The organism is Saccharopolyspora sp. NPDC000359, assembly GCF_040300525.1.
In the GTDB taxonomy this organism is placed as follows: domain Bacteria; phylum Actinomycetota; class Actinomycetes; order Mycobacteriales; family Pseudonocardiaceae; genus Saccharopolyspora.
Genome location: NZ_JBEPDU010000045.1, coordinates 17,536 through 43,196 on the forward strand (window position 1 = coordinate 17,536; position 25,661 = coordinate 43,196).

Genomic DNA, 25,661 nt, shown 5'->3' on the forward strand with positions numbered 1-25,661 from the left:
CGTGCGCCCGACCATCGAGGACATCCTGCCGCTGTTCCCGCTGCAGGAAGGTCTGCTGTTCCACCACGAGTACGACCGGGCGACGACCGACGTCTACACCGGGCAGTCCGTGCTGGAGCTGGACGGGCGGGTGGAGCCCGGCCGCCTGCGCGCCGCCGCGCAAGCGCTCCTGCAGCGGCACCCGGCGCTGCGTTCCTGCTTCCGCCGCCGGAAGTCGGGGGAGTGGGCGCAGGTCGTGCTGCGCGAGGTGCCGCTGCAGTGGCGCGAAGTCGACCTGCGCGGTCGCGGCGAGGCCGACCTGGCCGCGCTGACCGCCGCCGAGCGGTTGGAGCGCTTCGACCTGGGCAGGCCGCCCCTGCTGCGGTTCGTGCTGGCGCGCACCGGCGCGCAGCGCTACCAGCTGGTGCTGACCTTCCACCACATCGTTGTCGACGGCTGGTCGCTGCCGGTGCTGGGCCGGGAACTGTTCCAGCTGCACGACAGCGGCGGCGACCCGGCGGTCCTGCCGCCGGTGCGCTCGACCCGCGACTACCTCGCGTGGCTGGCCGAGCGCGACGCCGACGCAGACGAGCACGCCTGGCGCCGCTCCCTGGCCGGGGTGCGGGAACCGTGCCTGGTCGCGGGTACCGCCGGACGTGCCCCGGAACTCCCGGAGCGCGTCCACTTCGGACTGTCAGAGGGGGAATCCGAAGCGCTCACCGCGTGCGCCAGGGAGAGCGGTCTGACGCTCAACACCGTGGTCCAGGGGGCCTGGGCGCAGGTGGTCGGCCAGCTCAGCGGCCGCGACGACGTGCTGACGGGCGTGGTGGTCAACGGGCGGCCACCGGAGCTGGACGGCGTGGAGTCGATGGTCGGCCTGTTCGCCAACACCGTGCCGCTGCGGCTGCGGCTGCGCCCGGACGAACCGGTGGCCGCGATGCTGCGGCGGCTCCAGGACGAGCAGCTCGCGCTGCTGGCCCACCAGCACGTCCCGCTGCCCGAGGTGCTGCGGTGGAGCGGAGTTTCCGGCCCGCTGTTCGACACCCTGTGCACGTTCCAGAACTACCCGGACAGCGGTGCGGGCGCGCGTGAGCTCGGCGGCGGCGTGCGGATCCTGCGCGCTGCCGGGGAGGACGCGACGCACTACCCGCTGGCGCTGGTGGCCAGCCCGGGGCGGCCGCTGCGGTTCCAGCTCGACCACCAACCGGCGGTGATCGGCACTGCGACCGCTGAGGCGGTGTCCCGGCGGTTCGTCCGGGTGCTGCAGGCGATCCCGCGCGACCCCGGAGCCCCGGTGGGGCGGATCGGGCTGCTGGGCGGCGAGGAGCGCGAACGCGTCCTGGTGCGGTGGAACGAAACAGCGCGGGAGGTGCCCGAAGCCACCGTGCCGGAGCTGTTCGAGTCCCGGGCAGCGCGTCACCCGGAGGCGACCGCGGTGGTGTCCGAGGGCGCTTCCCTGACCTACGGCGAGCTCAACGCGCGGGCGAACCGCTTGGCGCGGCTGCTGGTCGAGCGGGGCAGCGGTCCGGGATCGGTGGTCGCGGTCGTCCTGCCCCGGTCCGCGGAGCTGATCGTGGCGCTGCTGGCGGTGCTGAAGTCCGGGGCCGCCTACCTCCCCGTCGACCCGGCCTACCCGGAGGAGCGCATCCGCTTCCTCGTCGAGGACGCCGCGCCGCCGGTCGTGGTGACCGGCACCGGCGCCGTCCCCGGCGCCCCGGACGAGCGCGTGGTCGAACTGGCGTCGGTGCGCGCCGAGGTCGAGCAGCACCCGGGGGCCGACCTGGACGGTTCCGAACGGCCGCGGCTGACCCCGCGACACCCGGCCTACATCATCCACACCTCGGGCTCGACCGGAGCCCCCAAGGGCGTGGTCGTCGACCACGGCGCGCTGAACCACTACCTGGCCTTCGCGCGGGAGAACTACCCCGGCCTGTCCGGGCGGACGCTGCTGCACTCGCCGGTCTCCTTCGACCTCACCGTGACCTCGCTGTTCGGGCCGCTGACCGCGGGCGGTCAGGTCCGGGTGGCGGAGTTGGCCGACGCGGCCGCCGGTGAACCGCCGACCTTCCTGAAGGTGACCCCCGCGCACCTGCCGATCCTGCGGGGGCTCCCGCGCGCGCTCCAGCCCACCGGGCAGCTCGTGGTGGGCGGCGAGGGGCTGCCCGGCGCGGCCGTGGCCGAGTGGCGGGCGGCGCACCCGGGGGCTGCGGTGATCAACGAGTACGGCCCGACGGAGGCCACCGTCGGCACCGGCACCTTCCGCATCGACCCCGCCGACCCGGTTCCCGGCGGTGCGGTGCCCTCCGGCCGCCCGGTGTGGAACACCCGGTTCTACCTGCTGGACAGCGCGCTGCGCCCGGTGCCGGAGGGTGTGCCGGGCGAGCTGTACCTGGCCGGTGCCCAGCTGGCGCAGGGCTACCTGAACCGGCCGGCGCTGTCCGCCGAGCGGTTCGTCGCCGACCCGTTCGGCCCGCCGGGCGACCGGATGTACCGCACCGGGGACCTCGGGCGGTTCCGCCCCGACGGGAACTTGGAGTTCCTCGGCCGGGTCGACGACCAGGTCAAGGTGCGCGGTTACCGGATCGAGCTCGGCGAGGTGGAGGCGGCGCTGCTACGGCACCCGGGTGTCGACCGGGCGGCTGCCGCGGTCCGCGGCGAGGGCGGCAGCGCCAGGCTGATCGGCTACGTCGTGCCGAACCCGGGGACCTCGCTGGACACCGCGGCGCTGCGCGGACAGCTGGCCGCCGAACTCCCGGACCACCTGGTGCCCACCGCGTTCACCGTGCTGGACGAGCTGCCGCTGACCCCGAACGGCAAGGTCGACCGCGGGGCGCTGCCCGACGCGACACCGGCAGGCGGGGCCCGGGCGGACGCCGGACCCCGGGCGGAGGTCCTGCGCGGGCTGTTCGCCGACGTGCTGGGCGCGAAGCGGATCGGCGTCGACGACGACTTCTTCGCACAGGGCGGGCACTCGCTGCTGGCCACCCGGTTGGTCAACCGCGTCCGGGCGGCGCTCGGGGTGGACCTGTCCGTGCGCGAGGTCTTCGAGAACCCGACACCGGCAGCGCTGGACCGGGCGCTGGACGGCGGCGACCGGGCGCGCCCCGGCCTGCTGGGCCGCACCCGCCCGGAGCGGATCCCGCTGTCCTCGGCCCAGGAGCGGCTCTGGTTCCTCAACCGCCTCGACCCGTCGGACACCACCTACAACATGCCGCTGGCGCTGCGCATCGACGGGAGCCCGGACGTGCCCGCGCTGCGCGCCGCGCTCGGCGACCTGGTCGCCCGGCACGAGCCGCTGCGCACCCGGTTCGCCGACGGCCCCGACGGCGAGCACCAGGTGGTGCTCGACGAGTTCCGGCCGGAGCTCGTCGAAGTGCGCTGCAGCGCCGACCAACTCGACGCCGCGCTGGCGGACGCGGCGAGCTCCCCCTTCGACCTGGCGGCGCAGCCACCGGTCCGGGCCTGGTTGTTCTCCACCGGGCCGACCGAGCACGTGCTGCTGGTGCTGACCCACCACATCGCCGCCGACGGGTGGTCGATCCCGGTCCTCGCCGAGGACCTCGGCACCGCCTACACCGCCCGGTGCGCGGGCACAGCGCCGGACTGGGCACCGCTGCCGGTGCAGTACGCGGACTACGCGGTGTGGCAGCGGGACGGTCTCGGCGACGAGGCCGACCCGCGGTCCCCGCTGGGGAGGCAGCTGGCGCACTGGCGGACAGCGCTGGCGGGCCTGCCCGAAGAGCTCCCGCTGCCCACCGACCGGCCGCGCCCGGCCGCACCCGACCACCGCGGCGCCCACGTCCGGTTCCGCATCGAGGCGGACTTGCACGCCAGGGTGGAGCAGCTGGCCCGGCGCACCGGCACCAGCCCGTTCATGGTCGTGCAGGCCGCGCTCGCGGTCACGCTGTCCAGTTCGGGAGCCGGGGACGACGTGCCGATCGGTGCGCCCGTCGCGGGGCGGGCCGACGAGTCGCTGCACGACCTCGCGGGCTGCTTCCTCAACACCCTGGTGCTGCGCAACGACCTGTCCGGCGACCCGACCTTCGCCGACCTGCTCGGCCGGGTGCGGGAGACCGACCTGGCCGCTTTCGCCCACCAGGACGTGCCGTTCGAGCGGCTCGTCGAGGTGCTCAACCCGACCCGCACGCTGTCCCGGCACCCGCTGTTCCAGGTGCTGCTGTCGATGGTCCCGCCGCAGGAGGCCGAACCGACCACGGTGTTGACCGGGGTGACGGCCCAGCCCTACCAGGTGGCCACCACGACGGCGCGCTACGACCTGGCGTTCAGCCTGCGCGAGCGCTACGCCGCGGACGGTGCGGCGTCCGGTGTGGACGGCAGCCTGGAGTACAGCGCGGAGCTGTTCGACGCGGCGACCGCGCAGGAGCTGGTGGACCGGTTCCTGCGGGTGCTCGCGCTGTCGGTCGGTGACCCGGAGCGCCGCGTCCGCGCGCTCGACGTGCTGGGGCGGGCCGAGCGGCAGCGGCTGCTGGTGGACCGCAACGACACCGCTGGCCCGCTCGGGGAGCGCTCGGTGGTCGAGCTGTTCGAGGCCCGAGCCGCGCGGGATCCGCACCGCTGCGCGGTCGAGTTCGCCGGAACCGCCCTGACCTACGCGGAGCTGAACCTGCGGGCGAACCGGCTCGCGCACCACCTGCTGGCCCGGCCGGCCGGTCCCGAGGACGTGGTCGGCGTCCTGTTGCCGCGCACCGCGGATCTGCTCGTCGTGCTGCTGGCCGTGCTCAAGACCGGCGCGGCCTACCTGCCGATCGACCCGGACCACCCGGCGGGACGGATCGGGCACGTGCTCGACGACGCGGCACCGGCCTGTGTGGTGACCACGCGCGAGCTGGCGGCGACCCTGCCCGCGACCGCGCGGCCGGTGATCCTGGACGACGAGGCCACCGCCGCCGAGCTGGCGTCGGCTCCGGCCGACGACCCGGGCCGCGCTGTTCCCGGCGCGCACCCGGCCTACGTCATCTACACCTCGGGCTCGACCGGGCTCCCCAAGGGCGTCGTGGTGACCCGCACCGCGCTGCTGAACTTCCTCACCGCGATGGGCGAGGTCGCGCCGCTGGCCGCGGACGACCGGCTGCTGGCGGTGACCACGGTCGGTTTCGACATCGCCGGGTTGGAGCTCTTCGCGCCGCTGCTGGCGGGCGCGACGGTGGTGCTGGCGGCGCGCGAGGTGGTGCGGGACCCGGCGGCGCTGCGGCGGGCGATCGCCGACGAGCGCATCACGGTGGTGCAGGCGACGCCGAGCCTGTGGCAGGAAGCGATCGGGGACGGGGCGCACTCGCCCGCGCTGTCCGGCGTTCGCGTGCTGGTCGGCGGGGAGGCGCTGCCGGGCGGGCTGGCCCGCGCCCTGCACGACCGGGCGGCGTCGGTGACCAACCTCTACGGTCCGACCGAGACCACCATCTGGTCCACGGCCGCCGCGGTCTCCGCGGACACACCGACGATCGGGCGCCCGATCCGCAACACCCGGGTCTACGTGCTGGACCGCGACCTGCGGCCGGTCCCGGTGGGCGTGCCCGGCGAGCTGTACCTGGCCGGGCGGGGACTCGCGCGCGGCTACTCCGGTCGGCCCGAGCTGACCGCGCAGCGGTTCGTGGCCTGCCCGTTCGGGGAACCCGGCGAACGGATGTACCGCACCGGCGACCTGGTCCGCTGGAACCGGCGCGGGGAGCTGGAGTACCGGGGCCGGGTCGACGACCAGGTGAAGGTGCGCGGCTTCCGGATCGAACCGGCCGAGATCGCCGCCGCCCTGGCCGCGCACCCGACCGTCGACCAGGCAGCCGTGGTCGTCCGTGAGGACCGGCCGGGAGACCAGCGGTTGGTCGGCTACGTCGTGCCCGCCGCCGGACCTGTCGACGGGGCGGTGCTGCGCGCCGCAGTGGCCGAAGTGCTCCCGGAGTACATGGTCCCGGCCGCCGTGGTCGAGCTCGACGCGATGCCGCTGACGCCCAACGGCAAGCTGGACCGCGCGGCGCTGCCGGAGCCGTCCTACGCACCGGACAGTCGCTCTCGCGCACCCCGAGGGCCGCGCGAGGAGGTGCTCTGCGGGCTGTTCGGCGAGGTGCTCGGGGTGCCCGAGGTGGGCGTGGCGGACGACTTCTTCGCCCTCGGCGGGCATTCGCTGCTGGCCGCCAGGCTGGTCAGCCGGATCAGGTCGGTGCTGTCGGTGGAGCTGCCGGTGCGAAGCGTGTTCGACGCGCCGACCCCGGCCGGGCTCGCCGCGCTGCTCGACAGCGGTGGCGGGGCGCGTCCGCAGCTGCGGGCGGCACCGCGCCCGGAGCGGATTCCGCTGTCCTTCGCCCAGCAGCGGCTGTGGTTCCTGCACCGGTTGGAGGGGCCGAGCCCCACCTACAACATGCCGTTGGCGCTGCGGCTCTCCGGCGCGGTCGATCGGGGTGCGCTGCGGGCGGCACTGTCCGATGTGGTCACCCGGCACGAGTCGCTGCGCACCGTCTTCCAGGAGGACGAGTCGGGCGCCCACCAGGTGGTGCTGCCCCCGGCGGAGAACGGTCCGGTGCTGCAGGTGGTGCCCACCAGCGACGACGACCTGCCGGAGGTGCTGGCCGACGCGGCGCGGTACCGCTTCGACCTCGCCCGGGAAACCCCGCTGGTGGCGCGGCTCTTCGAACTCGGGCACGAGGAGTCGGTCCTGCTGCTGGTGGCGCACCACATCGTGTGCGACGGCTGGTCGGTCGGGGTGCTGGCGCGGGAGCTGGGGGAGGCCTACGGCGCGCGGTGCGCGGGCCGCGCCCCGGACTGGTCGCCGCTTCCGGTGCAGTACGCGGATTACGCCGGGTGGCAACGAGATCTGCTGGCGGATGCCGAGGTCTTCACCGAGCAGCTGGACTTCTGGAGGTCGCAGCTGGCCGGGCTGCCGGAGGAGATCGGCCTGCCGGTGGACCGGCCCCGCCCCGCGGTGCCCTCGCACCGCGGCGCGACCGTCGAGTTCGAGATCCCGGCCGACCTGCACGCCGGGCTCACCGAGCTCGCGCGCACCACCCACGCGACGGTGTTCATGGTGCTGCACGCAGGTTTGGCGGCGTTGCTGTCCAGGCTCACCGGTGGCGCGGACATCCCGATCGGCGTCCCGGTGGCCGGTCGCGGCGACGAGGCGACCGAAGACCTGGTGGGGCTGTTCGTCAACTCGCTGGTGCTGCGCACCGAAGTGCCCGCAGATGCATCCATCGAGGACCTGCTCGCCGCGGTCCGCGAAACCGACCTGGCCGCATACGCCCACCAGGACGTGCCGTTCGAGCGGCTCGTCGAGGAGCTCAACCCGCAGCGCGCAGCCGCGCGGCACCCGCTGTTCCAGGTGATGCTGACCTTCGACTCCGGTGACCGCACCGGCGGGCCGCAGCTTCCCGGGCTGACCACCTCCGCGCTGCCCACCGGGACCGGTGCGGCCAAGTTCGACCTGTCGTTCGGGCTGACCGAGACCCGTGGTGCCGACGGTGCCCCGGCCGGGCTGCGCGGGACGCTGGTCTACAGCACCGACCTGTTCGACCCGGAGACCGCCGAGTCGATCGTGCGCCGGTACCTCCGCCTGCTCACCGCGGTCCACCGGGCGCCGGGACAGCGGCTGGCCACCGTCGACCTGCTCGACCCCGCCGAGCGCGAGCGGATCGTCGTCGACTGGAACGACACCGCCGAGCAGGTCGGCGAAACGACGCTGCCCGCGCTCTTCGAGGCGCAGGTGGCGCGCACGCCCGACGCCCCGGCGGTCGCGCACGGCGGTGAAGTGCTGACCTACGCGGAGCTGAACATCCGCGCGAACCGGTTGGCGCGGCTGCTGGTCGAGCGAGGGGTCGCCCCCGGTTCGCTGGTGGCGGTCTGCCTGCACCGCTCGGTGGACCTGCTGGTGGCGCTGTTCGCGGTGCTGAAGTCGGGTGCCGGGTACGTGCCGGTGGACCCCGACTACCCGGCCGAGCGCATCGCCCACCTGCTCGACGACGCGCGGCCGGAGCTGCTGATCACCACGTCACAGCACACCGACCGGTGCCCGCGGCCGACCCGGGGTTCCGGGGTGCGGCTGCTGCTCGACACCCCGGCCTCGCGCGCCGCACTGGCCCGCCGCGACCCGGCGAACCTCGCGGGAACCCGGGTGGTTCCGGCGCAACCGGCCTACGTCATCTACACCTCGGGCTCCACCGGTCGGCCGAAGGGCGTGGTGGTGGAGCACCGCAGCCTCGGCGCGTACCTGTCCCGGGGGAGCGGGGCGTACGCGGCGGCGGCCGAAGGATCGCTGGTGCACTCCTCGGTCGCCTTCGACCTGACGATCACCGCGATGTTCACCCCGCTGGTCAGCGGCGGCCAGGTGCGGTTCGCGGAGCTGACCGAGGACGGGGTGGGCGGCCACCGGCAACCGGCGCTGCTGAAGGTCACCCCCAGCCACCTGGAGCTGCTGAACTCGTTGCCGCCCGCGGCTTCTCCGGCCGAACTGCTGCTCATCGGCGGCGAGGCGCTGCGCGGTCCCGCGCTGCGGGAGTGGCGCGAGCGGCACCCGGACGTCGAGGTGCGCAACGTCTACGGCCCGACCGAGCTGACGGTCAACTGCCTCGAGCACCGGCTGCCGCCGGGCGCCCCGACGCCTCCCGGGGACGTGCCGATCGGGCGGCCGTTCCGGAACCTCCGCGCCTACGTGCTCGACGCCGGGTTGCACCCGGTTCCCGACGGGGTCGTCGGGGAGCTCCACGTGGCGGGTCCCCAGCTCGCGCGCGGTTACCTCGGCCGTCCGGAGCTGACCGCCGAGCGGTTCGTGGCCGACCCGTTCGGCCTGCCCGGTTCTCGGATGTACCGGACCGGGGACCTGGTGCGCCGGGACCGGGGCGGCGAGCTGGTCTACGTCGGCCGCGCCGACGACCAGATCAAGCTGCGCGGCCACCGGATCGAGCTCGGCGAGGTCGAGGCCGCGTTGCTGGCCCAGCCCGGGGTGCGGCGCTGCGCGGTCGTGGTGCGCGAGATCCGCGAGGGCGACCAGCGCCTGGTGGGCTACGTGGTGCCCGACGGGGCCGCCGAGATCGACGTGGACCGGCTTCGCGGTGCCGTGGCGGCTGTGCTCCCGGAGCACATGGTGCCCTCGGCGGTGATCGCGCTGCCGGACCTGCCGCGCACCCCGCACGGCAAGCTCGATCGCGCGGCCCTGCCCGCGCCCGCGCTTTCCCGCGCGCCCGGCGGGCGGGCGGCCCGCGACCCGCGCGAAGAGGTCCTCTGCGCGCTGTTCGCGGAGGTGCTGTCGCTGCCCGCGGTCGGGATCGACGACGACTTCTTCGAGCTGGGCGGGCATTCGCTGCTGGCCACCCGGCTGGTCAACCGGGTCCGCAGCGCCTTCGGGGTGGAACTCCCGCTGCGGCAGCTGTTCGCGACCCGCACGGTGGCCGGGCTGGCCGGTGCCCTGGACCGGGCCCGCGGAGCGCGGCCACCGGTGGTGGCGGTGCGCCCGCGCCCGAGCCGGATTCCGCTCTCGGCGGCCCAGCGGCGGCTGTGGTTCCTCGACCAGTACGAGGGTGCTGGGCCGCACTACAACATCCCGATCGCCGTGCGGTTGTCCGGGCGGCTGGACCGGGCGGCGCTGGAGAGCGCGCTGGCGGACGTGGTGGCCCGGCACGAGGTGCTGCGCACTGTGTTCGCCGAGGACGCCGAAGGCCCGCACCAGATCGTGCTCGACGCCGGTGACGCCGGGGTGGAGCTGCAGGTGGTGGCGACCGCGGAAGACCGCCTCGACGATGAGGTGGCCGAGGCGGCCCGGCACCCGTTCGACCTGGCCGCTGCCCCGGCGATCCGCGCGACGCTGTTCACGGTGGACGAGCAGGAGGCCGTGCTGGCGCTCGTCCTGCACCACATCGTGTGCGACGGCTGGTCGATCCCGCTGCTCGTGGCCGATCTCGGTGACGCGTACCGGGCGCGGGCCGCCGGGCGGGCGCCGGACCGGACCCCGCTGCCGGTGCAGTACGCCGATGTCGCGCTGTGGCAGCAGGAGTTCCTCGGTTCCGAATCGGACCCGCACGGGCTGCTCGGCGAGCAGCTGGCGTACTGGACCAGTGCGCTGGACGGGATTCCCGACGAGCTCCCGCTGCCCGCGGACCGGCCCCGGCCCGCGGTGGCGAGCCACCGCGGTGCGCACGTGGACTTCGAGCTCCCCGAGCAGGTCGGCCGGGCGGTGCAGGAGCTGGCGGTGCGCGCCCGGTGCAGCACGTTCGCGGTGCTGCAGGCGGCATTGGCCGCCACGCTGTCCGCCGTGGGGGCGGGCGAGGACATCCCGCTGGGCGTCCCGGTGGCCGGGCGGCACGACGAGGCGGTCGACGACCTCGTCGGGTTCTTCGTCAACACCCTGGTGCTGCGCACCGACACCTCGGGCGACCCGACCTTCGCCGAGCTCCTGGACCGGGTCCGGGAAGCGGACCTGACCGCCTTCGCCCACCAGGACGTGACCTTCGAGCAGCTGGTGGAGGCGCTCAACCCGCAGCGCTCGGCAGCGCGCCACCCGCTGTTCCAGGTGTCGCTGGCGTTCAACAACATCGACGCGTCCGCGGCGGTGGAGCACTGGCCGGGCTTGGCGGTGCGCGGACACCCCGTCGGCACCGGTACCGCGAAGGTCGACCTGGCGTTCGCCGTGCGGGAACGGCGCAGCGCCGACGGCGCCGCGGTCGCGTTGCGCGGATCCTTGGAGTACGCGACCGATCTCTTCGACCGCGAGACCGCGCGAGGTCTGGTGGACCGCTTCGGCCGGGTGCTGGCCGCGGTCGCCGCCGACCCGGGGCGCAGGTTGTCCGAAGTGGACTCCCTGGCGCCGGAGGAACGGGCGCTGGTGCTCGACCGGTGGAGCCGCGACGGCGGGTCCGCCGTCGCGGAGTCGTCGTGGCTGGAGCTGTTCGCGGAGCAGGTGCGCCGCACGCCCGAGGCGGTCGCGGTGGAGCAGGCGGGCGAGCGGATGTCCTACGCCGAGCTGGACGCGCGCTCCGACCTGCTGGCGCGGCGGCTGCGCGCCCGCGGCGCCGGACAGGAGCAAGTGGTGGCGGTCGCGCTGCCGCGCTGCCCGGACTGGGTCGTGTCGCTGCTGGCAGTGCAGAAGGCCGGTGCGGCGTACCAGCCGCTCGACCGCGAACACCCGGCGGAGCGGGTGCAGCTGCTGCTCACCGCAACAGCACCGGTCGCTGTGCTCACCGACGCCACCGGGTTGCGCGACGGGATCGCTGGCTGCGACCCGCGATTGCTGCTGCCGGTCGACGGGACCGAGCCGGGCGGCGCGGACCTGCCGGGTGCACCCCGCCCGGGCGACTTGGCCTACGTCATCCACACGTCCGGCTCGACCGGGACGCCGAAGGGCGTCGCGGTCACGCACGCGGGATTGCGCGCCTTGGCGGTCAGCCACCGCGAGCGGTTGGAGCTCGACGCCGAAAGCCGCGTCCTGCAGGTGGTGTCGCCGAACTTCGACGTGTCGGTGGCGGACGTGGTGATGGCGCTGTCGTCCGGTGCCGCGCTGGTGCTGGCCCCGGCCGGGCGGATCGCCGGTGCCGAGCTCGGCGAGCTGCTGACCGGCGAGCGGATCACGCACGTGATGCTGCCGGCCTCGTTGCTGGAGACGGTGCCGGAGACCGAGGCACCGGCACTGCGGTGCACCGTGATCGGCGGCGAGTCGGTCGGTGCCGAGCTCGTCGCGCGGTGGGCCCGCGGCGGGCGGCGGGTGCTCGACGCCTACGGCCCGACGGAGGTCACGGTCGCGGCCACGATCAGCGGTCCGCTGACAGCTGGGAGCACCCCGCACATCGGGCGCCCGGTGCGCAACGCGCGGGTCTTCGTCCTCGACGCCCTGCTGCGCCCGGTACCGCCCGGCGTGCCAGGTGAGCTCTACGTCGCCGGTTCCGGGACGGCACGCGGTTACCTGGGGCTGCCCGCGATGACCGCGGAGCGCTTCGTGGCGTGCCCGTTCGTCGGAGCCGGGGCGCGGATGTACCGGACCGGCGACCTGGTGCGCTGGACCCGGGACGGGGATCTGCAGTTCCTGGGCCGGGCCGACGACCAGGTGAAGGTCCGCGGGTTCCGGATCGAGCTGGGCGAGGTCGAAGCTGCGGTGGCCGGGCACCCGGAGGTGGACCGCTGCGCGGTGGTCGTGCGCGAGGACCGGCCCGGGAACGCGCAGCTAGTCGCCTACGCCGTGCTGGTCGCCGGGTCGAGCGCGGACGCCGAGGAGCTGCGGCACGCGGTCGCGCGGCGGCTGCCGGAACACCTGGTGCCCGCCGCGTTCGTGGTGCTGCCGGAGCTGCCGCTCAACGCCAGCGGAAAGCTCGACCGGACGGCGCTGCCCGCCCCGGCGCCGCCGAGCCCGGCCGCCGGGCGCGCGCCGCGCGATGCCCGCGAGGAGATCCTGTGCGGGCTGTTCGCCGAGGTGCTCGGGGTGGCAGACGTCGCGGTGGAGGAGAGCTTCTTCGCGCTCGGCGGGCACTCGCTGCTGGCCACCCGGCTGGTCGGCAGGATCCGCGCCGTGCTCGGCGCCGAGCTGACCGTCCGGCAGGTCTTCGACACCCCCTCGGTGGCGGAGCTGTCGCGGGCCCTGGAACTGGCCGGTGGCAGCGACCGGGCGCGGCTGGAGCCCACTCCGCTGCCGGAGCGGGTGCCGCTGTCCTTCGGTCAGCGGAGGCTGTGGTTCGTCAACCGGCTCGAGGCGGGCGAGGCCGGGTACAACATGCCGTTGGCGCTGCGGCTGTCCGGGCAGCTGGACCGGGCGGCGCTGTTCGCGGCGGTGGACGACGTGGTCGGCAGGCACGCCGCACTGCGCACGATCTTCCCGGACGACGGCGACGAACCGCACCAGCTGGTGCTCGCCGATGTCGGGCTGCGCTGGGAGGTCGGCGAGGTGACCGAGGCGGAGCTGGCGGAGCGGCTGACCGCCGCGGCCCGCCGCGGTTTCGACCTGACCAGGGAGATCCCGCTGCGCCCGGCCCTGTTCGCGGTGCGCGGCACCGACGGCCCGGAACCGGAGCACGTGCTGCTGCTGAGCATGCACCACATCGCTGCGGACGGGTGGTCGGTCCGGCTGCTGGCCCGAGACCTCACCGAGGCGTACCGGGCCAGGTGCGAGGGGCGGGAGCCGGGCTGGGGACCGCCCGGAGTGCAGTACGCCGACTACGCGGTGTGGCAGCGGAAGCTGCTCGGCGCCGAGGGGGACCCGGACGGCGTCCTCGCCCGGCAGCTCGCGCACTGGCGATCCACTTTGGACGGAATTCCGGAGGAGATCGCGCTGCCGACCGACCGGCCGCGCCCCGGGACGGCGTCGAACCGGGGCGGCCGGGTCCGCCTGGAGATCCCGGCCGAGCTGCACGAGCGCGCGGTGGCGGTCGCGCAGGCCCACGGGGTGAGCCTGTTCATGGTGCTGCAAGCCGCCCTGGCCGGGCTGCTGTCGCGGCTGGGGGCCGGGGTGGACGTGCCGCTGGGCACGACCGTCGCCGGGCGCACCGAGCCCGCGACCGATGACGTGGTGGGCTTCTTCGTCAACACCTTGGTGCTGCGCAACGACGTCTCCGGCGACCCGACGTTCGGCGAGCTGCTGGCGCGGGTGCGCCAGACCGACCTGGCGGCCTACTCCAACCAGGACGTTCCGTTCGAGCGCGTCGTGGACGCGCTGCAACCGGAGCGGTCCCGGTCCCGGCACCCGCTCTTCCAGGTGATGCTGTCGCTGGACAACACGCGCGGCGCGGCACCGGTCGGGACCGGTCGCTCCGGGCTCTCGGTCACCGACTACCCGCTGGACACCGGAGCGGCCAACTTCGACCTGCTGTTCGGCTTCGCGCCGCAGCACGCGGCGGACGGCACCCCGGACGGGCTGGTGGCCACCCTGCAGTACAGCTCGGACCTCTTCGACCACCGGACCGCGGAATCGCTCGGGCGCTGGTTCCTCGCCCTGCTCGGCGCGCAGGTCGCAGACCCCGCGCGGCGGCTGTCCGAAGTGGACCTGCTCGACCCGGTCGAGCGGGAGCGGGTGCTCGTCGGGTGGGGCGCGGCCGGACCCGCGGAACCACCGGCCACCTGGGCCGAGCTCTTCGAAGCGCAGGTGGTGCGCACCCCCGGTCGCACCGCGGTGGTCGCCGGACCCGAGGAGATCTCCTTCGCGGAGCTCGACGAGAGGGCGAACCGGTTCGCCCACCAGCTCATCTCGCGCGGCGTCGGCCCGGAGCAGTTCGTGGCGCTGGCGCTGCCGCGCACACCAGACCTCGTGGCGGCACTGCTCGGCGTGCAGAAGGCAGGTGCGGCGCACCTGCCGATCGACCCGAACTACCCGCGCGACCGCCTCGAGTTCATGCTCGGCGACGCCCGGCCGGCGCTGGTGGTCACCACCGGTGACCTCCGGGGCGCACTGCCCACCGGCGACATCCCGGTCGAAGCCCTGGACGACCCCGCGACCCGCGCGCAGATCGCGGCCCGGCCGGGCCGCCGCCCGACCGACGCGGAGCGGACGGCACCGCTGCGCCCCGAAACAGCGGCGTACGCGATCTACACCTCGGGTTCGACCGGGCGCCCCAAGGGCGTGGTGCTCGACCACCGCGGTCTGGCGAGCCTGGCCGCGGCGCACGCGGAGCGGCTCCAGCTCGGCGCCGACAGCAGGCTGCTGCAGCTGGTGTCGCCGAACTTCGACGCCGCGGTCGGCGACTTCGCGATGACGCTGCTGACCGGCACCACGTTGGTGCTCGGCCCGGTCGACGGGCACGTCGGCGGTGCCGAGCTGGCCGAGGTGGTGCGCCGAGACGGGATCACCCACCTGACGCTGCCGCCCGCGCTGCTGAGCACGCTCGACCCCGAGCAGGTGCCCGGGGTGCGCGGGGTGCTGATCGGTGGGGAGTCCTTCTCCGCCGACCTGGCCCGGCGCTGGTGGGACGCGGGCCGACGGTTGATCAACGTCTACGGCGCCACCGAGTCGACGGTGCTGACCACGATGAGCCAACCGCTGCGCGGGACTGCCGCACCCGACGCCGGGCGGCCCATCTGCGGGGATCGGATCTACGTGCTCGACAGCGCGCTGCGGCCGGTCCCGCCGGGAGTGGTGGGCGAGGCGTACCTGGCCGGGTCCGGCGTCGGCCGCGGCTACCTGCACCGGCCCGGGCTGACCGCCGAGCGGTTCGTGCCCGATCCCTTCGGCGAACCGGGGACCCGGATGTACCGGACCGGTGACCTGGTGCGCTGGACCGGCGCCGGGGCGCTGGAGTTCGTCGGCCGGGCCGATGAGCAGGTGAAGCTCCGCGGGTTCCGGGTGGAGCTCGGCGAGATCGAGGCCGTGCTGGCCGAGCACCCGGACGTGGCTCGGGGTGTGGTGCTGGTCCGCGAGGACCGGCCGGGCGACCGCAGGCTGGTCGGCTACCTCGTGCCGCGCACGGCGGAGGCGGATCTGGCCGGGATCCGGGAGCACCTGGCCCGGCGGCTGCCCGAGCACATGGTGCCCGCGACGCTGGTGCCGGTGGAGTCGATCCCGCTGACGGTCAACGGCAAGACCGACCGCGCCCGGCTGCCGGTGCCCGACTACGGGGCGGAGAGCACCGGCCGGGCCCCGGGCACCGCGGTGGAGGTCGTGCTGTGCGAGCTGTTCGCCGAGGTGCTGGGGCTGCCGGAGGTCGGCGTCGACGACGGCTTCTTCGCGCTCGGTGGGGACAGCATCATGTCCATCCAGCTCACCAGCCGCGCCCGGCGAGCCGGGCTGGTCTTCGCCGCCAAGGACGTGTTCGAGCAGCAGACGCCCGCCGCGCTGGCCGGTATCGCCGAGCGGGCCGAAGAGTCGGCGGACGAGGACCCGGCCGACGGGGTCGGCGCGGTCCCGCTCACCCCGGTCCTGCACTGGTTCGCCGAGCTCGGCGGCCCGGTGGACCAGCTCAACCAGTGGAAGGTGCTGCGGGCGCCGGAGAACTGCGACCTGGAGCAGCTGCGCGCCGCCGTGCAGGCGGTGCTCGACCACCACGACGCGCTGCGGATGCGGATGCACTTCAGCGCCGACCCGCAGACGGGCGGGCCCGGTGCCGGGCAGGACTGGGAACTCGAAGTCCGCCCGCCCGGATCGGTGCGCGCCGCGGGCTGCGTGCACCGGGTGGATCTGTCCACATCGGACGATGCCGAGCTGGCGGAGCAGCTGGTCGCGCACGCCACCGCCGCGCGCGAACGGCTCTGCCTGGCCGACGGGGTGCTGCTGCAGGTCGTGCACTTCGACCTGGGCGAGCACCGGCCGGGAGTGCTGCTGGTCGATGCTCACCACCTGGCGGTCGACCCGATGTCGTGGCGGATCCTGCTGCCCGACCTGCAGGAGGCGTGGCAGGCGGTGCGCGACGGGCTGGACGTCGCCCTGCAGCCGGTGCGGACCTCGTTCCGGCGCTGGGCCACCCGCCTGCTGGAGTGGGGGCGGCGGCCGCAGCTGCGGACCGAGCTGGCGCACTGGAGCGAGCTGCACCGCAAGTCGGTGCAGCTGTGGGAGACCGGGCCCGCGATCAGCGCCACCAACGCCGACTGCGAGCGGATCACCCGGCAGGTGCCGGTGGAGCTCACAGAAGCGGTCCTGACCGAGGTCGGCGAGGTCTTCCACACCGGGGTCACCGATGTGCTGCTGGCCGCGCTCGCGCTGGCGCTGGGCCGCTGGCGCCGGGACGCCGCTGCGGGCGTGCTGGTCGACCTGGAGAACCACGGGCGCGAGGAGGAGATCGTCGGCGGCGTGGACCTGACCCGGACCATGGGCTGGTTCGCGAGCATGCACCCGGTCCTGCTGGACACCGCCGCCTTCGACCACGCCGAGGCGTGGGCGGCAGGCCCGGCGGCGGGCCAGCTCCTCCGGCACGTCAAGGAGCGGCTGCGCGCGGTGCCCGACCGCGGCCTCGGCTACGGGCTGCTGCGCTACACCGATCCGCGCGGCGCCGCCGAACTGGGCGGGCTGCCGCGGGCCCAGATCGGCTTCAACTACCTCGGGCGGTCGGCGGAATCGGCCTCCACCGGACGGGCCGCGGACTTCGCCGTGCTGGGTGACATGGCCGGGATCGGCGGGCAGGCGCCCGGGATGCGGCTGCCGCACCTGCTCGAGGTCGCGACGGTGACCCGGGACGGCCCGGACGGCCCGCGGCTGGAGTCCAACTGGGTCTGGCCGCGCGACCTGATGTCCGCAGCCGACGTCGCCGAGCTGGCCGAGCTGTGGGGGCGGGCGCTGCACGTGCTCGTCGAGCACGCCTGCGAACCGGCTGCTGGCGGCTACACGCCTTCGGACGTGTCGCTGGTGTCGTTGAGCCAGGGCGAGATCGAACTGCTGGAAGCGGACTGGGAGGACCTCGAACAGTGAGCCGCGCGGAGTTGCAGGACATCCTTCCGCTTTCCCCCCTGCAAGAGGGGATCTTCTTCCACCACGTCTACGACGAGGCCGGGCCGGACGTCTACGCGATCCAGCTGACCCTGGACCTGGCGGGCCCGTTGGACACCTCGGCGCTGCGCGCGGCGGCCGAGGGCCTGCTGGCCCGGCACCCGAACCTGCGCGCCGGGTTCCGCTACCAGGGCCTGAGCCGACCGGTCCAGGTCGTGCCGCGCTCGGTCGCGCTGCCGTGGCACGAGGTGGACCTGTCCGGGCTCCCGGAGCGCGACCGAGCGGCCGAGGAGCAGCGGGTGCTCGACGCGGACCGTGCCGCCAGGCTCGACCTGGCCAAACCACCGCTGCTGCGGTTCACCCTCGTGCGGCGCGGCGAGCAGGACCACCGGCTGCTGCTCACCTTCCACCACATCCTGCTCGACGGGTGGTCGATGCCGCTGCTGTGGCGGGAGCTGGTGGCGCTCTACCGGTCCGGCGGGGACCCCAGCGGCCTGCCCGCGGTCCGGCCCTACCGGGACTACCTGGTGTGGCTGTCCAAACAGGACAGATCCGCCGCGGAGCGGGCGTGGCGCGCGGCCCTGGAGGGGCTGGCCGGGCCGACGCTGGTGGCCCCGGAGGCCGACGTGGTGCCGGTGGTCCCGCAGCGGCTCGGCAGGCACGTCTCCGACACCGCCACGCGCGCGCTGACCGAGTGGGCGCGGCGGGAGAAGCTGACGCTGGGCACCGTGGTGCAGGGCGCGTGGGGCCTGGTCCTGGCGCGACTCACCGGGCGGGACGACGTGGTCACCGGCCTCACCGTCTCCGGCCGCCCGCCGGAGGTCCCCGGCGTGGAGGACATGATCGGCCTGTTCATCAACACCGTCCCGCTGCGGGTCCGGCTCGACCCGGCGGAGACCGCGGCGCAGTTCCTGCACCGGCTGCAGGAGGAGCAGGCCGGACTGCTGGCGCACCAGTACCTGGGGCTGGGCGACATCCAGCGGCTGGTCGAGGTCGGGCGGCGGCGCGGTGGCCTGTTCGACACGCTGACCGTGTTCGAGAACTACCCCTCCGGCGGCGGTTCCGGGCCGGGCGGCGACGGGCTGCGGGTGACCTCCGTGGACAGCCAGGACGCCAACCACTACCCGCTGTCGCTGATCGGGGCCCCGGGGGAGCGGTTGTGGCTGCGGCTGGACCACCGCCCCGACGTCTTCGGCGAAGCCGAGGCGCGGGCAGTGCTGGACCGGCTGGTGGCCGTGGTCGAGGATATCGCGGCCGACCCGGACCGGCCGGTGGCCGAGCTGGGCGTGCGCGCCGCGCCGAGCGGGGTGGCCGTTGGTGGTGCCACCGAGGTGCCGGAGCGGTCGCTGCCGGAGCTGTTCGCCGCGCAGGTGCGCCGCGGGCCCGGCGAGCTGGCGGTGGTCTCCGGCGCCGACGAGCTGTCCTACGCCGAGCTGGACGAGCGGGCGAACCGGTTGGCGCACCGGTTGATCGGCCTCGGCGTGCGGCCGGAGAGCCCGGTGGCCCTGCTGCTGGAGCGCTCGGCGGACGTCCCGGTGTCCGCGCTGGCGGTGCTCAAAGCCGGTGGTGCGTACGTGCCCCTGCACCACGCGTTCCCGCTGGAGCGGATGCGCCAGGTCGTCCGGGAGGTCGGTGCGGAGGTCGTGGTGACCGACAGCCGGATGGCCGAGCTGGTCGCCGATCTCGACCTGAGCCGCGTGGTGGTGGACACCGACCAGGAGCTGGCCGCGCAGCCGTCCACCAGCCCGGAGGTGCCGGTGGCACCCGATCAGCTGGCGTACGTGATGTTCACATCCGGCTCCACGGGCACGCCCAAAGGGGTCGGCGTGACGCACCGCGGGGTCGCCGAGCTGGCCTGGGACCGGCGCTGGCGCGGCGGGGCGCACGAACGGGTGCTGATGACCTCCGCGAACGCCTTCGACGCCGCAACCTACGAGCTGTGGATCCCGCTGCTGGCGGGTCACCGGATGGTGGTCGCGCCGCCCGGTGAGGTCGACCTCGGCGTGCTGGCCGACGTCATCGAGCGGCACGAGGTGACCGGTGCGCTGCTGACGACAGCGCTGTTCAACCTGATCGCCGAAGAACGCCCGCAGCTGCTCGCCGGGATGCGCGAGGTCTGCACCGGCGGCGACGCCGCGTCGGCGGCGGCTTTCCGGCGCGTGCTCGAGGCCTGCCCGCGGACCGCGGTCACCAACCTCTACGGCCCGACCGAGATCACCGTCAACGCCACCCACCACGCGGTGCGCTCGGCCGCGGAGGTGGGCGAGGCGGTGCCGATCGGCGGGCCGATGGACAACACCCGGCTCGCGGTGCTCGACGCCCGGTTGCGACCGGTGCCCGAAGGCGCGGTCGGCGAGCTCTACATCGGCGGCGCCGGACTGGCCCGCGGGTACGTGCACCGCCCCGGGCTCACCGCGGAGCGCTTCGTCGCCGACCCGTGGGGCGAGCCGGGCGCCCGGATGTACCGCACCGGTGACCTGGTGCGCCGCAACCGCGACGGGAGCTTGGAGTTCGCCGGCCGGGCCGACGACCAGGTGAAGGTCCGCGGGTTCCGGATCGAGCTGGCCGAGGTCGAGGCGGCGGTGGCGGCGCGGCCGGACGTCGAGGCGGCCGCCGTGGTGGTGCGCGAGGACCGGCCGGGGGACAAGCGGCTGGTGGCCTACGTGGTGCCGGAGGCGGCGGACACCGCGCGGGCCCGCGCCGAGCTCGCCGAGGTCCTGCCCGCCTACATGGTCCCGGACTTCTTCGTGCCGGTGGCGCAGCTGCCCACCACCCCGGCCGGCAAGGTCGACCGCCGCGCGCTGCCCGCGCCGGACGAGCACGGGTGGACCGGGCGCGGCCCGCGCAGCCCGCAGGAGGAGATCCTCTGCGGGCTGTTCGCCGAGGTGCTGGGCCGCTCGTCGGTCGGGATCGACGACGACCTGTTCGCGCTCGGCGGCAACTCCCTGCTGGCCACCCGGCTGGTCAGCCGGATCCGCTCGACGTTGCGGGCGGAGCTGGCGATCCGCCAGCTGTTCGACAACCCGACGGTGGCCGGGATCTCGGCGCTGCTGGGCCGGGCGGGCCGCGTGCGGCGACCGGTGCGCCGGGTGACCCCGCGCCCGGCGCGGGTGCCGCTGTCGTTCGCCCAGCGCCGCTTGTGGTTCCTGGACCGCGTCGACCGGGCCGCCACGTACAACATCTGGCTGCCGCTGCGCCTGAGCGGGCGGCTCGACCGCGACGCCCTGCGCGCCGCGCTGGCCGACGTGGTGGCGCGGCACGAATCGCTGCGGACGGTCCTCGCCGAGGACGACGCGGGTCTGCACCAGGTCGTGCGGGAGCCGTTCGAACCGGACGTGGCCGTGGTGGCGACCAGCGAGGCCCAGCTGCCCGACGAGATGGGCCGCGCGCTGCGCACCCGCTTCGACCTCGCGGCCGAACCACCGCTGCGCTGCTGGTTGTTCGAACCCTCCGACGCACCGGCGGAGCACGTGCTGCTGCTGGTGATGCACCACGTCGTCGGGGACGGCTGGTCGATGCCGCTGCTGCGGCGGGATCTGGCGATGGCCTACTCGGCGCGGTGCGCCGGACGCGCGCCCGACTGGGAGCCGCTGCCGGTGCAGTACGCCGACCACGCGCTCTGGCAGCACGCCGAGCTCGGGTCCGAACAGGACCCGGACAGCCCGATCGCCAGGCAGCTGGCCTACTGGTCCGAGCAGCTCGCCGGGCTCCCCGAGGAGCTCCAGCTGCCCGCCGACCGGCCGCGCCCGCTGGTGGCCTCGCACCGCGGCGGGCTGGTCCCGTTCGACATCCCGCCCGGTCTGCACGCCGGGCTGGTGGGGCTGGCCAGGGACGCCCGCGCCACCCTGTTCATGGTCCTGCAGGCCGGGGTCAGCGCCCTGCTGTCCCGGTTGGGCGCGGGCGAGGACATCCCGATCGGCACCCCGGTCGCCGGGCGCACCGACGACGCGCTGGACGAGCTCGTCGGGTTCTTCCTCAACACCCTGGTGCTGCGCGCGGACCTCTCGGGCGACCCGACGTTCCGGGAACTGCTCGACCGGGTGCGCAGCACGGATCTCGACGCCTACGCGCACCAGGACCTGCCGTTCGAGCGGCTGGTCGAGGTGCTCAACCCGCAGCGGTCGCTGGCCAGGCACCCGGTGTTCCAGGTGCACCTCACGGTGGACAACAACGACCGCTCCGCGGTCGGTGCGGTCGCCGGTCGGGTGCCCGGGCTGAGCGTGACCACGGAGCGGATCAGCTCGCCGGTCGCCAAGTTCGACCTCTCCTGCACCTTCGTCGAGCAGCACGCCGCCGACGGCAGCCCGGCCGGGGTGCGGGCGACGCTGGAGTACAGCGCCGACCTGTTCGACGAAGACACCGCGGTCGCGCTGACCGACCGGCTGCTGCGGGTGCTGGAGACGGCGGTCGCCAATCCGCAGGTGCGGGTGGGCCGGATCGACGTGCTGTCGCCGGGGGAGCGGCGCCAGGTGCTCGAGGGCTGGAACGACACCGCCGTCGAGCGGCCGTGGCGGAGCCTGCCGGAGCAGTTCGAAGCCCAGGTGCGCCGGAGCCCGGACCTGCCCGCGGTGCTCGACGGTTCAGCGCTGAGCTACGCGCAGCTGAACAGCCGCGCCAACCGGCTGGCCCGGTGGCTGATCGCCCGGGGTGCGGGGCCGGAGCAGGCCGTGCCGCTGTTCCTGCCGCGCGGGGCGACCCAGCTCGTCGCGCTCTGGGCGGCGGTCAAGGCGGGCGCGGCCTACGTGCCGGTCGATCCGGCGCTGCCACCGGAGCGCGTTGCCGCGACCCTGGCGGGATTCCGGGCCCCGCTGCTGCTGACCACCTCGGACCTGGCCGAGCAGCTGCCCGCCGAGGTCCCGCCACCGTTCGCGCTGGACGACCCGGACCTGGTCGCCGAACTGGCGCAGGAGCGCGATGCGGACCTCACCGACGCCGAGCGCGGCACCCGGCTGCGCCCGGAGCACCCGCTGTACGTGATCCACACCTCCGGCTCCACCGGTCGGCCGAAACCGGTGGAGATGACCGCCGGGGCGATGGCCAACCTGCTCGCCTGGCAGCGCGAGGTCCTGGAACCCGCGCCCGGTCGCGTGGTGGCGCACTTCGCGCCGATCGGGTTCGACGTGTCGGCGCAGGAGGTGTTCTCCGCGCTGCTGACCGGGAAAACGCTGGCGGTGTGCCCGCAGGAGGTGCGCCGCGACCCCGGCCCGCTGGTCGATTGGCTCGACGAGCACGAGGTCGCCGAGCTGTTCGCCCCGGCGCTGGTCGTGGAGGCGGTCGCCACCGCCGCGGTGGAGCGGGGCCGCCACCTGCCCGCGCTGCGCGACGTCGTGCAGGCCGGGGAGGCGCTGGTCCGCACGCCCGCGATCGCGGAGTTCGTCCGCCAGCACCCGGACCGTCGCTTGCACAACCACTACGGTCCGACCGAGACGCACGTGGTGGTCGGCTGCACGCCCCCGTCCCGGGAATCCGGGCCAGCGCCGATCGGGCGGCCGATCGGCGGGCTGCGCGCGTACGTGCTCGACCGCTGGCTCAACCCGGTCGCCCCCGGCGCGGTCGGCGAGCTGCACATCGCCGGTGCCGGGGTGGCCCGCGGCTACCGGGACCTCCCGGGGATGACCGCCGAGCGGTTCGTGGCCGACCCCTTCGGCCCGCCGGGCACCCGGATGTACCGCACCGGGGACCTCGCCCGCTGGAGCGCCGACGGGCAGCTGCACTACGCCGGTCGCGCGGACCTGCAGCTCAAGATCCGCGGCTTCCGGGTGGAACCGGGTGAGGTCGAGGCGGTGCTCGCCGGGCATCCGGCGGTGTCCCGGTGCGCCGTCGTGCCGCGGCCCGGCCGCAACGGCGAGTCCCGGCTGGTCGCCTACGTGGTGCCGCAGCGGGACCTGCCGGTGGCGGCGGCCGAACTGCGCAAGCACCTCGGGCAGGCGCTGCCCGACCACATGGTGCCCGGTGCGTTCGCGTTCCTCGACGAGCTCCCGCTGGGCCGCAACGGCAAGCTGGACCGCGCCGCGCTGCCCGACCCGGACGGCGAGCGCACCGCCGACCAGCTGCCGCGCACCCCGGAGGAGAGCGTCCTGTGCGGACTGTTCGCGGAGGTGCTCGGGTTGCCGTCGGTCGGGGTGCACGACGACTTCTTCCGCTCCGGCGGGCACTCGTTCCTGGCCGCGCAGCTGGTGCGCCGCATCCAGCTGGTGTTCGGCGCTGAGCTCTCGGTGCGCAGCGTGTTCGAGGCCCCCACGGTGGCCGAACTCGCCGCCGAGCTGGGATCGGACTCCGCCGCCGACCCCTTCGCGGTGGTGCTGCCGCTGCGCACCGGCGGGCACCGGCCGCCGCTGTTCTGCGTGCACCCGGCATCCGGCACCAGCTGGTCCTACGCCGGGCTGCTGGCGCACCTGTCCCCGGACCAGCCGCTGTACGGTCTGCAGGCTCCCGCGCTGACCGGCGGCGGGCGGCCGGAGTCCGTCGCGGAGCTCGCCGCGGAGTACGTCCAGCAGATCCGCGCTGTGCAGCCGACCGGCCCCTACCGGGTGCTCGGCTGGTCCTTCGGCGGGCTGGTGGCGCACGCGATCGCGACCCGGCTGGAGGAGCTGGGCGAGCAGGTCGACCACCTGGTGATCGTCGACTCCTTCCCGGCCCCCGAGGACCGGCCGACCGCCGCCCCGGCCGAGCACGAGATCCTCGCCTCGATCTTCCCGAGCGGCTTCGGCTACGACCCGGAGGAACTCGTCACCGACCGCGACGCGGTGCTGAGCCGCTACGCCGAGGAGCTGCGCAGGCAGGGCAGCAGGCTCACCGCGCTGGGCGAGGCCGGGCTCAAGGCCACCACCGAGGTCTTCGTGCAGCACAACCGGATCATGACCACCTTCGAGCCGCAGCGGTTCGACGGCGACCTGCTGGTGTTCACCGCGCTGCGGCGCGAACCGGGCGCCCACCGCTGGCGGGCGGAGGACTGGCGGCCGCACGTGACCGGCCGGATCGCCGAGCACGAGGTGGACGCCACCCACGACGGCCTGCTCGCCGACCCGACCGCCCTGGCGGAGATCGGGCGCCGCCTGGACGAGGAGCTCGGCGGGTGACGAGGACGGAAGCCGGAAGGAGCAACGTGAACGGTGAGATCCCGGACCTGGCCGACCCGCGGACCTTCGCGGAGCACGACCTCGGTGATTTCTGGCGGCGTCTGCGCGCCGAGGAACCGCTGCACTGGCAACCACCGCGCGGCGACCGGTCCGGCTTCTGGGTCCTGAGCCGCCACGCGGACATCATGGCGGTGTACCGCGACGACGAGCAGTTCAGCTCGGAGCGGGGCAACGTGCTGGTGACCCTGCTGGCCGGGGGCGACTCCGCGGCGGGCCGGATGCTGGCGGTCACCGACGGGCCGCGGCACCAGAAGCTCCGCAAGGTCCTGCTGAAGGCGTTCTCCCCGCGCGCGCTGAGCCGGATCTCCGAGCGGGTGCGGGACAACACCCGGCGGCTGGTGTCCGCGGCGGTGGAGGGCGGCGAGTGCGATTTCGCCGCCGAGATCGCCAGCCGCATCCCGATGGCGACCATCAGCGACCTGCTCGGTGTGCCGGAATCGGACCGCGATTTCCTGCTGCAGCAGACGAAGTCCGCGCTGAGCTCGGACGACGCCGACGGCACGGACCTGGACTCGGTGCTGGCCCGCAACGAGATCCTGCTGTACTTCGGGGAGCAGTGCGAGCAGCGCCGCCGGAATCCGGGCGACGACGTGATCAGCGTGCTGGCCACCAGCAGCATCGACGGCGAGCCGCTGTCCGAGGACGACGTGGTCCTCAACTGCTACAGCCTGATCATCGGCGGTGACGAGACCAGTCGGCTGACGATGATCGACGCGGTGCGCACCTTCGCCGACCGGGAGGACCAGTGGCGGCGGGTGAAGGACCACCAGGTCGATCTGGACCCGGTCGTGGACGAGGTGCTGCGCTGGGCCAGCCCCACCATGCACTTCGGCCGCCGCGCGGTGCGCGACGTGGAGCTGCACGGCCGCACCATCCGCGCCGGGGACGTCGTGACGCTGTGGCACAGCTCGGCGAACCGGGACGAGCGGGTGTTCGCCGAGCCGGAAGTGTTCGACGTCGCCCGTTCGCCCAACAAGCACCTGGCTTTCGGGTACGGTCCGCACTACTGCTTGGGGGCGTACCTGGCCAAGGTCGAGGTGGCCGAAGTGCTGTCCGCGCTGCGCGATTTCGCCACCGGTTTCGAACTGGCCGGTCCCGTCCAGCGGATCCACTCCAACTTCCTGACCGGCATCAGCAGTCTTCCGGTGCGGTTCGCACCGGACGCCGCCGGGCTGGAGCGCCACCGCGCTGCCCGGTCGGCCGGAGTGGACGGGTGA

General features: G+C 74.6%; 3 protein-coding genes. All 3 read left to right on the forward strand.

The window, feature by feature from the left end; translation table 11 throughout:
• Window position 1: 1 nt before the first annotated feature.
• From ABT324_RS25495 to ABT324_RS25505, 3 genes are read left to right on the forward strand one after another with little or no spacing between them, the layout of a single operon-like run.
• Window positions 2-17,287 (forward strand): non-ribosomal peptide synthetase, encoded by a 17,286-nt coding sequence (locus ABT324_RS25495; RefSeq protein WP_351182593.1) that lies wholly within the window; start codon window positions 2-4, stop codon window positions 17,285-17,287.
• Complete coding sequence (locus tag ABT324_RS25500; RefSeq protein ID WP_351182595.1) at window positions 17,284-24,384, forward strand: non-ribosomal peptide synthetase; 7,101 nt, start codon at window positions 17,284-17,286, stop codon at window positions 24,382-24,384. Before ABT324_RS25495 ends, ABT324_RS25500 begins: the two co-directional genes overlap by 4 nt.
• Complete coding sequence (locus tag ABT324_RS25505) at window positions 24,381-25,661, forward strand: cytochrome P450 (protein ID WP_351182597.1); 1,281 nt, start codon at window positions 24,381-24,383, stop codon at window positions 25,659-25,661. The genes ABT324_RS25500 and ABT324_RS25505 overlap by 4 nt, the downstream gene beginning before the upstream one ends.